This window comes from Hyalangium gracile, assembly GCF_020103725.1.
Classification (GTDB): domain Bacteria; phylum Myxococcota; class Myxococcia; order Myxococcales; family Myxococcaceae; genus Hyalangium; species Hyalangium gracile.
Genome location: NZ_JAHXBG010000009.1, coordinates 71346 through 83846 on the forward strand (window position 1 = coordinate 71346; position 12501 = coordinate 83846).

Genomic DNA, 12501 nt, shown 5'->3' on the forward strand with positions numbered 1-12501 from the left:
AGATGGGCCATGCGCGGCGCGCCATTCTCGGACAAGATGGCCGCTGGTGCTTGCCCCCGACTCCCTCGTCCTCGAAGGTCGTTTCCGGGTGATCCGTCCAATCGGCTCGGGCGGGATGGGAGAGGTGTACCTGGGCGAGCAGGTGTCGCTGGGGCGCAAGGTGGCGATCAAGGTGCTGCACCATGATCTGCACCTGCAGCCGGGGATGTCGGAGCGCTTCAAGCGCGAGGCGCGGCTGCTGTCCGCGGTGGAGCACCCGGCGGTGGTGCGCATCATCGACTTCGGCGAGTCCGGAGACTCCGCGTGCCTGGTGATGGAGCTGGTGGAGGGCGACAGCCTGTTCGAGCTGCTGCGGAGCGGCCCGCTGGCGCCCGCGCGAGCGCTCACGGTGCTGCACCAGCTGGCGGAGGGGCTGGCGGCCATCCACGACAAGGGGATCATCCACCGGGACATCAAGCCAGAGAACGTGTTCCTCACCCGGACGGCGCGAGGCGAGCAGGCGCGACTGCTGGACTTCGGCATCGCGCGGCTCATCGAGCCCGAGGCCGACAGCAACGTGAGCCAGGTGGGAGTGGTGCTCGGCACGCCGGAGTACCTGTCGCCGGAGCAGGCGATCGGCGCGCGGGTGGATGCGCGCAGCGATCTGTACTGCTTCGGGGTGCTGGCGTACCGGGTGCTCTCGGGACGGCTGCCGTTCGATGGGCCGGATCCGCGCAGGTACATCGCGCAGCACGCGAACGCGGCGCCGCTGCCGCTGGATCGCGCAGCCCCTGGGCTGTCCATCCACCCCACGCTGGTGGCGCTGGTGATGCGGCTGCTGGAGAAGGATCCGGCCAATCGGTTCCAGAACGCGCACGTGCTGGCGGATGCGCTGGCCGCCGCGGCGGCGGGCCCGCTCCCGGCGACCGTCACGCCGCCCGGGGTGCTGGTGCCAGGCGGCGCGCCCGTCTCCAGTGGCACGGCGGCCTTCGGAGCTTCGCCCGCCGTGCCCTCGCTGGGTTCGGCCCTGGCCTCGGCGAGTCCCGAGGCCGCGGATGGCGCGAAGGGCTCTCCTCCGGGCTCCGTCCCATGGGACGCACCGGCGAACAACCAGTCGCCCGCGGCGGCGCACTCGCTGCCTCCTCCGGCTGGCAGTGGCACTGCGGCCTTCGGCGTGGCGCCCCCCGCGACTTCCCTTCCCCCTCCGGCCGGCAGTGGCACCGCGGCCTTCGGAGTGGCCCCGCCCGCGACTTCGCTTCCCCCTCCGACCGGCAGCGGCACCGCGGCTTTTGGAGCCGCGCCTCCCGCCACCTCCCTGCCACCTCCCACGGGCAGCGGCACGGCCCTCTTTGGCGCGCTGGCGAACTCCCTGCCGCCCATGGCCTCTGGTGGAGGGCTCGCGAGCAAGCCGCAGAACCTCACGCTGATGCTGACCAGCATCCAGGGCTTCGCCGAGCTCACCAGCCGGCAGACGCGCGAGGAGCACCTGCGGATGTTGGAGACGTACGAGGGGCTGCTCCTCCCGCTGCTGAAGGAGTACGAGGGCAAGCTCGTCCAGAAGCGGGGAGACTCGCTGCTCGCGGTGTTCAGCTCGCCCACGGGCGCGGTGCTCTGCGGCATGGGGATGCAGGATCGGCTGTGGCGCCACAACCAAGCCTTGCCCCCGGAGACGCGGCTCCACGTCCGCGTCTGCCTGCATGCCGGCGAGGTGCTGCTCATGCGCGACAGCGTGCTCGGCGAGCCCATGGAGGTGGTGAAGGCAGCGGAGCAGGTGGCTCTCGCGGACGAGGTGACGTTCACCGAGTCCGTGAACCTGGCGCGCAACCGCGCGGAGGTGGCGGCGGAGGCCTGCGGAGCCATTCCGCTCCCCGGCCGGGGAGAGTCGCTCCAGCTCTACCGAAGCAAGCACACCGCCGCCGAGGGCCCGCCCTTCGGAGGCCGGGACATGGGCAGCGCCCCGACGGAGAAGCGCGCCGTGCTCCCGGGGAAGCTCTCGCTGGAGGCACTGGGCCAGAAGCTCACGGGGCTGCTGGGGACGCGGACGCGGCGGCTCGTGGGGCTGGGGCTGGCCGGAGGGGTGCTGCTCTTCGGAGGGGTGGGGTTGTGGCTGTGGAACCAGAGCCCGGCGGTGCAGGCCCGGCGGCTGCTGGAGGCAGGCAAGCCCGCGGAGGCACTCAAGCGGCTCGACGCGGTGCCCGCGGAAGACCGCAAGGATCCGGAGCTTCGCCAGGTGCGCGCGCTGGCGCTGCACGGCTTGAAGCGGCACAACGACGAGCACGAAGTGCTGTTGGGCCTGGACGCGGATCAGCGCGAGGACCTGGAGCCGCAGGCGCTGGACGCGCTCGCGGAGGACTTCGGCGCCGACGAGAGTGACAAGGGGCTGCGCAAGCTGCTGGGCGCGCTGCCGAAGGACCCGCTGCGAAGCCACTTCGAGTCCCTGGCGGAGGGCGACGCCTCAGCGAAGCAATGGGGAGCGCTGCGCTACCTGGAGGCCTCGCAGGAGACGAAGGGGCTGGACCTGGTGGAGGTGTACATGACGGCGCTGGCCTTGGAGGACTGCGGCGTACGAGCCAAGGCCGCGCGACGGCTTGGAGCGCTGGGAAGCACGGAGGCAGTACCCGCGCTCACGAAGCTGGCCGGGCAGCCCAAGGAGAAGCAGCTGCTCGGCTCGAAGAACTGCGGCCAGGACGAGGCGGCGGCGGCGCTGCAGACGCTCGAGAAGTCCCGCTGACTACGTCGAGGGCTGTGCTCGCCGCTCAATGAAGGGCAAGAAGCATTCACCTCTCCACTCGTAGGCCCCCTCGCCACATGGCGGAGTGAGATTGGACCAGGGGATCCAACACGCTCCGTTGATCTCAACCGTCCCGCGACGTCGACAGGGAACCCTCATCTGGCCTGGGAGTGGCTTCGTAGGCACATCAGCGAAAATACCTGCCCACAGCAGAACTCCTATCCTCAGAAGCCGCGTCCATTCTCCACAACCATGCGCTTGAGTTCTGAAACGCATCTTCATGGTTGCTCCATTATTGAGGCTTCTTGGAGGTAGGTGGCCGCCCGGGTCCATAGACGGGCATGAAGCATTCGCCCTTCCACTCGTATGCCTTATCGCCACAAGGTGGCGGGTAGTCAGCCCACCGTATCCAGCACCCGCCGTTGATCTCGACCGTCCCACGACGTCGGCAAGGAGCGCGCATCTGGCCCGGGAGTGGATCATCCGGCACCTGCAGAGCAATCATCCCCGAGGCCACGGTTGAATCCAGAGGGGACACCCGAGTAGTCACGGAAGCATCCGCCAGCGATGCTGGCTCATCGTATCCCTCCACACCCTCGGCCAGCTCCTCTACCTGGACGAACGTGGCGCGCCGCGTGTGCGCCCCATGGCCCGTCCACCAGATTCCTCCTGTCACCAGCGCCAGGCACCCGGCTACCAGGACTATCCTGGCCCTGTCCCTCCAGCCATGAACCTCCGGCTCGACAAGCACTGGCGTTGGCACCCTGACAACCTCCGCGGGTGGTGACACGGGGGTTGTCACCGGAGCATCGGACCTGGCCCTCACCCGAGCGGCGATGGCAACGGCTCCGGCATGAGCAGCCGCCTGGCCCGCCAACGGGACATCCGCCTCGCGCCCCGCATGTTCCGCCGCCGTTTCCGCAGCCTCGGCCACCTCGCGAGCAAGCCCACGCACCACCGGCTCCGCTGCCATCATCCGCTCAATCAGCGCTGACAGTTCCGGTATCACCCGCTCGTTGAGCACGCGCGGCGGCTCCCGTGGTGGAAAGGGCGACCGGCTCGGGTCGAGTCTCGCCTCCGGATCCGTGCCCGGCGGCGGGTACATCCCCGTCACAAGCCGGTACGCACTGACGCCCAACGCATAGAGATCGTCATGGGTGCGCGCCTCGTAGTGGGCGCCGTGCTGACGCAGGTGGTTCCACTGGAAGCGCAGCGCCTCGGGACTCCGGTACTCGCGAGTCCCGGGAGGCATGAGGTTGTCCGTGAGCGGGGCGGCTCCCTCCCAGGTTCCCGAGCCGAAGTCCGCGAGGAAGGCCTGGCCCTCGGGCTCCACCAGGATGTTGTCTCCCTTCACATCCCGGTGCAGGCCCCCTGCCCTGTGCAATACCTCGAGGCCCCACGCCACCTGCGCCACCACCTGAAGCACCTGACGCGAAGTGGGCCTGTGCACCCGCCCCCACTCATACAGCGGCACTCCGTGGATCCACTCCATGACGAGATAGGGATGCGTGCGCCCCTCGCTCGAGTGCCACCAGCCCCGGTCCAGCAGATCCGGTACGGAGGGGTGGCGGGTGCGCGACAGCAGCTCCACCTCACGTAGAAAGCGCGGGTCGAACGCGAAGAGCGCCAGCTTGAGGGCCACCGGAGCGGAGCCCGGATGGCCAGCACGCCGAGCCTTGTAGACCACGCCATAGGTGCCGCGTCCGGCGTAGCCCTCCACGCGCCAGGGGCCTACCAGGCTCCCAAGCCTGAGCGAGTCAGGGGTGAGCTCGTCCGTCATCGCATGCCTCGCTGTCCGCAGGGCGGTCCGTTCCGCCCGCGCACAGCCTACCCCATGAGTAGGCACGCGCCATTCCGCTGCCACAGGTATGGTGAGCACCGGACTCCGGCGGGGCGGCGCTCAGCTCACCCGAGGCCTCAGTCCCTGTGCTTCCCGTGTCCCCGGCCACGCCCTCGGCCGCGGTCATCGTCATCCCAGTCGTCGTCGTCCCGGTCGCCCTTCTTCGCCTTCACCTTCTCATCCACCTTGAGCAGCGCGCGCGAGTACGCGTCGTAGTCGAGGTGGACGTGGCCCTTGGCGCCAGGAGCGAACGCGCGGAACTTCACCTTCCACACGTCGTTGCCTGTCATGTGGGCTTCCTTGACGTGGCACTCGTACCCGCGCGAGCGACAGAACTGGAAGCCCAGGTTCACGGCCTCGTTGTAGTTCATCGGGCGCGAAGGAGGCGGCGGCGGTGGAGAAGACCCTCTCCGGGCTGGAACGACCACACACCCCGGAACCAACAGCAGGACACCCACGAGCATGAGGATTCGCATGCCGCCTCCATACGGCCAGAGCCGCGAATTCTTCAACTCTCACACAGCGCCCGGCCCCAACTTCACTGAGCGCATCACCCCTCCCACGTGGCCAGCAGCGAGCGCACCCGCGCGTATCGGGTGAGCAGTCGCTCACGGTGAGCGCTGAGCAGCACCATGAAGCCCACCACCAGCAGCCCCAGCAGCGTGAGGAACGCGGCGCCAATCCGATGGTCCCTCATCCCGAAGCGCGCCAGGTTGGCGATGATGCACGTCACCAGGAACGCACTGCCCAGATACACGTAGGAGCGGATGCGCAGCGCGATGCCCACCGCGACTCCCACCAGGCAGATGACCACGCAGAGCACCATTCCCCCGGCGTCGCTGAACATCAGCGGCTTCCACGCTCCGGCGACGTAGATGATCGTCACCGCGAGGGCACGCAGCCGGGCGGCGGTCTCCGGCGCCAGCGAGTCCCGGAAGGCGCGCAGCAGCACCAGCAGCGAGAGGCCCGCGGGGATGACGTAATACTGCGGCTCTCCAGCGCCGGTGCCCGACCAGACGACGAACAGGGCGGCGTTGAAGGCCACGACCGAGGCCAGGGAAGCCACGCTCCGGCGAGACGGGTGCGCGGCGAGCGCGGCGAAGTGCGCGGCGTGGCCCACGAGCAGGGCGGCGGCGTACAGCGGCTCCCCCCAGGGCGCGGTGAGCAGGCCCGCCAGCGGGAAGAGGAAGGCGCCCAGCAGCGCGGGCCGGCGGAAGGCCGGGAGCCCCGAGCCCTCGCGCAGCACGAAGACATAGAGGCCCGAGAAGAACGCGCCCCCCACGAGGGCCACGAGACTGTCCGCCCCACTCAGGGTCCCACTGCCCATGCCCAGCAGCCGGACGCAGAGGTAGCCCAGCGCGACGGTCGCCTGCGCCAGGTACGCGAAGAGCTCGTCCTGTTCCCGAGCCGCGCGGCGGACCAGCGCCACCAGCAGCACGGTGAGGCCCGCGCCAGCCACGAGCGCCTCGCGCAGCGCGCCGCGCGTGCCGTCCACGAGCAGCAGGCCCATGAGCACCTCGAGCAGTGCCACGGCGGCGAACAGGTGCCCCACGCCCCGGCGCACCTTCTCTCCCGCCCAGGACAGCGCCAGGGTGGCGAGCAGCGCGGTGACGGCACCCAGGTGGGGCAGGATGAACTCCTTGCCGTGGCCGCGGGAGAACACCGCGCCCAGGTACACGACCAGCACATGGGCGGCCACGAGCGAGGCCAGCCAGCCCACCACCTCGCGCTCGCGGCGCCGGTGCACGACGGCCCACGCGGCCCCGGTGGCCAGCGCGAAGCTCAGCGGAGTGCTCAGGTGCCTCACGCTCTGCAAGCCGGCGAGCGCCAGGAGCGAGAGCATCCACCCGCCGTGGTGCAGCGCATGGCCCACGCCCACCTCACGCTCCTCCAGCACCGTGCCCGCGAGGCACAGGACGAGCCCCGTGCCTCCCACGACCACGGGCAGCCACTCGGGAGGTGCCACGGAGAGGAGCACGCCTCCCAGCAGCGCGATGCCGACGTAGGCCATCCACTGCTCGCGCGTCACCAGGAGCACGAGCGTGGCCAGGCCGGCGGGCACCGCGACCACCATCGGCAACTCCCCCGGACCACGGTCGATCAGAACGTACGCCAGCAGGCCCGCCAGCGAGAGGGCACCGCCTGCCCAGAAAGGCTCGCTCCAGGTCTCCTCGAGGCTCGGGAGCACCTTCGCCGCCGCGGCCGAGAGCGCCCGCTGCACGCGACCGGACTGGCACAGCGCGGACACGAGCGCGGCGACGAGCGCCACCCCGGCGAACGTGACCGCCGCCAGCGGCCGCGCCTCCAGGAACGCGAAGGTCTCCGTCCTGCCCAGCGACGTGGCGGCCAGGGCGAGCACCGCCCCGGTGAGCAGCCAGCGCATGGAGAGGAGGAACGCCGCCAGGGCGAGCACTCCAGCCACACCAGCCATGGCGCCTGGAGTGGGAGAGATGAGCGCGGACACGAGGGTGAGGCTGAGCGCCCCCAGCGTGACCAGGGGACGCAGTGCCGGATCCGGCGCGCCGCGGAAGAACGCGGCCAGCGCGGACTGTCGGTGATACTCGAGCACGCCCAGCGCCAGCAGCACCACGGTGGCCACGGGCCGAGCCTCGGGAACGAAGGCGAGCAGCAGCGCCGCGAAGCCCACCCGCATCCAGGGCCGCCGCCCCGGCATCAGCGCGAGCGCCACCGCGAGCGCGCTCACGTTGAGGGCGGAATCACCCACGGACACCATTCCCAGTCCCACCAGGACCAGCGCACCCTGCATCCACTCGGAGAGCGCGAGGGCGCGCTTCTCCCCGGCATCAGGGCCCAGCAACAGCGAACGTGCGGCGGGCAGGTGCTCCACGGCGCGGACGATCAGGAGCGCGAGCACCGGCAACCCAGGAACGAAGGACTGCACGCTATTCGTGCAGAGCACAGCGCCCACGGTGAACAGCCCCCCGAGCGCCAGGAAGAACGGCTGCCGGGTGGCGCGAGTCCACAGCAGGGGCAGCACCAGCGTCCCCAGCAGCAGCAGCTCCCCGGGCTTGTTCCACCAGAGCACCAGGCAGACGCCGAGGATGAGCGCCGACGACAGCGTCGCCGCGAGCGCGAAGCGGCGCCCCCCTGCCAGCATGGACGCCACGGAGGGCTGCTCCTCCAGCAGGGCGATGACGCTCAGCGCGGCGGCGAGTCCCAGCATCGCCACCGGGGACGACGCGAGCCCCATGCAGGCATAGACCGCGGCGATGATGATGCTGAGCGAGGGGTGCAGCGCGCGGACCGTGAGCAGTGAAGCGAGCCCCGCCCCCAGCAGCAAGGCCGAGCTCGAGGAGCCCAAGGGCTTCGCCACGACCGCTGGCACGACAGCGGCGATCAGGGCCACGAAGCCCGCGGTGGTGGTGCTCGCGCTCCTCCTCCAGCGGGCAGCGACGATCGAAGTCCCCAGGGCCCAGAGGATGATCAACCCCATGGACAGCTGCGGCGTCATCCAGCCCCACGGCACCAGGGTGCCGGGAATGCGAGGCAGGAGCGCCAGCCCCGCGAGGCACACCGCGAAGGGCCGCATGAACGGGAAGCTGCGCGAGGCGATGGCCACCGCCGCCGCGGAGGCCAGGAGGATGAAGCCGAGCACGGGCGTCTGCATCACCACCGCCACGCCCACGGCCAGGAAGGCATACAGGATGCCCGGCACTCCGAGCAGCCGCAGCAGTCCCTTGCGCTCACCCAGGATGGCGAGGGCCAGCGCCGCGACCGCCAGCGCCGGGGACGCGCCTTCCACCGTCCCGCGGTGCATCGGCGCATAGGCCATCACCAGCTTGGGCAGCGCAGCGGCGAGGACGAATCCCCCCAGGGCAATGAGCCGAGGATCCGCCAGGGCCCAGCTCGCCAGGAGCGCCGCCGCGCCCGAGAGCGCGATGCCCACGACGCGCATGGCACCGGGCTCCGAGGTGAGGCCCATGACGAAGCCCGCCAGGGCGAGCCCCGCCACCGCTCCGCTGAAGATGTGCCGCGTGGTCCGGGAGCACAGGCTGGCCAGGACCGCGTACACCAGCGCCGCCGCGCCACAGGCAACGGCCGCCGCCGCCGAGCCCAGGAGCTCATGGGCGGCAAACGGCAGGGCCAGCGTGACGATCGCTCCCACGAACGAGAGGTAGACGCGCTCGAACCACAGACCACTGGCGACGCAGATGAGGCCCAGCGCCAGCGCACTCCAGAGCACCGGACGGGAGTCAGGGCCCAGGTGCGCCAGCACGACGAAGAGGACGCTGGCCGCGGCAGTGGAGCGCAGCAGCACCTCGGCGATGCCCGACGCCCGCGCCTCCCCGCTCCGCTCGGCACGAGCCATCAGCCGCGCCGCCAGCGCGACACCTACGAGGATGAAGGGCAGCGCGGTCAGCGCGCCGAACTGGAACGGCAGGGGCTCGGTGGACGCATAGCCGAGCTTCGTCTTGATGGAGACGATGAGCGCGTTGATGAAGCCCGGGATGAGCTGGCTGCTGGAGCCATAGGCCAGGTACGCTCCGAAGTACGCGGGATAGAGCCAGCGCAGCCTCGGGAGGGTGCCAAGCGACAGCCGGTACATCGTCCACGTGAAGACGGCCGAGGTCGCGAAGAAGGCCGGAGCCGCCCCCGTGCCAGCCAGGACGAGGCAGCCCACCTGGAGCGCCGCCACGCAGATGGCGAGCGGGTCCGCCGCCTGCTCCTCCCGAGTCTCACGGAAGGCCAGGCACGTGGCGAGCAGGAAGGCGATGAACGGAGCATAGGTGCCCACCGCGGGAGGAGTTCCACCCGCCACGAGCGCCACATGCAGGCGGATCGAGAAGAGCGCCAGGAGATACAGCGGCGCACCGAGCGCGAAGGCGAACGCCGCGCCACTCCGAGGCTCCGGAGTGGCTCGACGCGAGAGCAGGAAGAAGAGCGCGCAGGGCAGCGCGTTGAGCCACAGGGCCGGAGCGCCAGCCTTCGCCGCGAGCGGCGCCAGCCCCATCATCAGCGTGGCGCCCACCATGCCTGCCTGGATGAGCGGCCGCGAAGGCGCATCGAGAGCATCCGCTGGCCGTCGCACCATCACGGCGGCGAGGGCGGACCAACCCAGCAGCAGCGGCACGAGGAGCACGGGCTGAACGCCCGGGAGCTGCAGCTCCGAGCCGAGCGGGAACATCCCTCCCATGGGCCCGAGCGCCAGCCCTGCCAGCGGCGCGACCGCCGAGCCGATGATGCCGAGGATGCGCCCGGCGTTGCGCAGCTCCTGCCGTCGCGCCAGGAAGGCGCCCCAGGCGGAGAAGCCCACCGAGTAGAAGGCGGTCATCCCGAAGACGACGAGCGAGCGCGAGAGCGAGTTCATCCCTCCCCAGCTCTCGAAGACGAAGTACAGGGTGCCCGCGAGGATGAGGAAGGCGCCCAGGAACCAGGCGATGCTCTCGTAGAGGAACGGCCGCCAGAGGCGGTCCCAGGTGGAGGACTCCTCGACCACGCGAGCGGCGACGCTCCGCACGGCCGGCACGTCGAAGAGGGGCTCGGTCGTCACCGGAGGCAGCAGCTCCTCTGGCTCGGGGAGCGGCTCGGGCTGCGCGGGCAACGCCTCGGGCTCGGGCTCAGGCTCAGGCTCGGGCTCGGGCACAGGCACGAAGAGCATGGGCTGCTCGGGAGCCGTGCTCTCCAACACGAGCGGCTGCGCCTCCACGGTCGGCGGAGCCACCGAAGCCACCGCCTCCACCGGACCGGCTTCCTCGAACACGGTGGCCTGCGCGGGAGCCTCGGTCAGCACGGAGAGCAGCACCCGGGCCTGTCGCTCGTAGCGCTCGGAGATGTACCGCCGCGCGCCGCTGGGAACTTCACCGGTGTCCCAGCGCGTCAGCTCATGGAGGAGGAAGTGCACATGAGCGAGCTCCGCCTCCAGCACCTCCCGGGCCCGCGTCGTCATCGCGCTCCCACAGAGGATGCACTGGCGACCGCCGAGACGCTCCTGCTGGCATCGAGGGCAATACATGCCCCCTCCCCTAACAACAGCTGTGCCACCCGGAAGGTCCAGCAGTCTCGGGCACTTGGGCGTTACCAGGCCGCGAATGTGGAACCAGCACGACGCGGTGCACAGTCGCCGTGTGCAGGGGGGTGCACACCCGTCGCCGGTGGGCCGTCAGTGGGTGGACTCGGAGAGGAGCCGCACGCGCACGGGGGGTCCGACGGGCAGCGGCGGGAACTGGGGGACGGACACGGTCGCGGTGCCCCCCATCTGGATGGCATCTCCGTCCAGCTCTTCGGAGCAGGTGGACGCGTTCTCCGCCACCATCTGCGCCTCCAGGTGCGAGTCGCCCCGCAACTCGGCCTGCTCGTGCACCATCACCACCGCGCTGGTGCCACAGGTGTGGATGCGCGAGCTGCCGCCGCGCACCGAGAAGTCCCTGCCCGCGAGCAGCACGAAGCCCTTGGGGCTCGCGGGGAGGAACGAGAGCGGGCCCGCCTCGTGGATGATGTTGCCGGTGGCGATGATGCTCGCGCGGTAGCCCGGCTCGCCGCTGAGCGTCCCGCAGTCCGGCGTGTCGACCTGGCGGAAGCGGACATTGCCTTCCACGAGCCAGATGCCGCGCGGGAGCCTCGAGGACGAGCCGGTCGGCAGGTACTCGAACGTGACCTTGGGCACCTCCCTGCGGCCCAGCCCGGAGGCGTCCGGATAGAGGGTCGTGTCATTCACGTCGCAGCCCATCCCACCCGTCGTGAAGCCCGTGACCCCATCCGCGCGCCAGATCCGGGGCGCCTTGTCGGCGACGATGGTCAGCGAGGGCGTCGGCCCTCGGAGCCCGAGGTCCCCATCCGACACGTGGATGTCCAGCGGCTTCTTGGTCGGGTTGGCCTCCAACGACACCCAGCACGACGCGCACTCCGAAGGGGTGCAGATGCGTGGCGCCGAGCGGGGAGACTGGCAGGCGGCGTAGCTCCACCCGTACAGCCGCGCCTGAGGCGGCGAGGCCTTCTCGTCCATCCGCAGGTAGTAGAAAGGCAGGCAGGGGGCGCCCACGCAGTTCTGCGGAGCGTTGGTGACGTCCCACGCGGACACACGCGGCGGAGAGGGCACGGAGACGCCAGCGGAGCACGCGTCTCCTCCGATGACACGCCCCGTCCTGGCCGTGCATAGAGTCCCCCCGCTCTGCGCGATGCAGGGCTCACTCTGCACGCACGCGTTCCAGGGGGGCCCCGAGGAGCAGGCCGTGCCGCAGAGACAACCGCCCTCGATGGAGCCCGTCGCCACCACGTCGCCGAACCGTCCACAGACGTGCGAGGCCCCCAGCATCCGCACCGTGCCGCCCGCGATGATGCCCGCCGGCTCGCCCGGCCCCACGAGAACCCTCAGCGTGGCACGCGCGGCGTTGCCCTCGAGGCTCGTCCCGGGGTGCACACCCGTGACGGTGACCCAGACCATCCCATCCCGGTCCCGCACCGGGTTGTCTCGCAGCGGGCCCAGGGTGGGCCCCTCCAGACAGTTGCCCAGGATGTTGTTCTGGGTGGCGGGAGTGAGGGTGGCGGAGTCCTGCGCATCGTCATCGTTGTCGTCGATGCGCACGAAGTACGCCCCGTCCGCGTTGTCATCCATGGGCACGCGCAGGTAGGCCTTGCCGCTGGAGGAGGCCACCACGCGCTTGCCGTCGGCGAAGGGCGGCAGGTGATCATCCGAGGTGATGCCCTCGAGCACGGGCAGCCGGAGGCAGTCGGTGTCGAAGCCTGGGTCCAGAGCTCGATCGAGATCCACATCGCGCTCCAGCAGCCCGGCCAGGTACGCGCGCGTGCGCTCCAGGCCCGCCTCGGCGAGCGCCCGCGCCTGGGCCTCGCTGCGCTCGAGGTTCGCGGTGGTGCTCTCGTCTCCCGCGCGCTGCTGGGCAATGGCCACCAGCAGCACCAGGGCCGCCAGGAGCAGCAGCACGGCGAGCAGGATGTAGCCCCGGGAGTGGCGCGAGGAGGAGGGCGGCACGGT

At 70.7% G+C, this 12501-nt stretch carries 5 protein-coding genes; 1 reads left to right on the plus strand and 4 read right to left on the minus strand.

All coding sequences use genetic code 11. The features are described 5' to 3' along the window. Nucleotides 1-88: 88 nt before the first annotated feature. Entirely contained in the window at nt 89-2710 is a 2622-nt protein-coding gene (locus KY572_RS19660) for a protein kinase domain-containing protein (RefSeq protein WP_317987871.1), read from the plus strand. Nucleotides 2711-3002: 292 nt separating this feature from the next. On the opposite strand, the gene KY572_RS19665 is transcribed toward KY572_RS19660, so the two are convergent. The 4 genes from KY572_RS19665 to KY572_RS19680 form a co-directional block, all read right to left on the minus strand. Continuing rightward, complete coding sequence (locus KY572_RS19665) at nt 3003-4490, minus strand: serine/threonine-protein kinase (protein WP_224244427.1); 1488 nt, start codon at nt 4488-4490, stop codon at nt 3003-3005. Between the two features lie 137 nt (nt 4491-4627). Continuing rightward, the gene (locus KY572_RS19670; protein ID WP_224244428.1) at nt 4628-5026 is read right to left on the minus strand and encodes a hypothetical protein; all 399 of its coding nucleotides are present in this window, start codon (nt 5024-5026) and stop codon (nt 4628-4630) included. A 74-nt stretch (nt 5027-5100) separates the two neighbouring features. After that, complete coding sequence (locus tag KY572_RS19675; protein ID WP_224244429.1) at nt 5101-10458, minus strand: hypothetical protein; 5358 nt, start codon at nt 10456-10458, stop codon at nt 5101-5103. Nucleotides 10459-10671: 213 nt separating this feature from the next. Further along, on the minus strand, nt 10672-12498 hold the full coding sequence (locus KY572_RS19680) for a hypothetical protein (RefSeq protein ID WP_224244430.1): 1827 nt from the start codon (nt 12496-12498) through the stop codon (nt 10672-10674). Between the last annotated feature and the right edge of the window lie 3 nt (nt 12499-12501).

What these genes read in the sequence shown, in the direction of transcription:
- KY572_RS19665 (WP_224244427.1), bottom strand. Translation starts at nt 4,490, where the DNA reads ATGACGGACGAGCTCACCCCTGACTCGCTCAGGCTTGGGAGCCTGGTA.
- KY572_RS19670 (WP_224244428.1), bottom strand. Translation starts at nt 5,026, where the DNA reads ATGCGAATCCTCATGCTCGTGGGTGTCCTGCTGTTGGTTCCGGGGTGT.
- KY572_RS19675 (WP_224244429.1), bottom strand. Translation starts at nt 10,458, where the DNA reads ATGACGACGCGGGCCCGGGAGGTGCTGGAGGCGGAGCTCGCTCATGTG.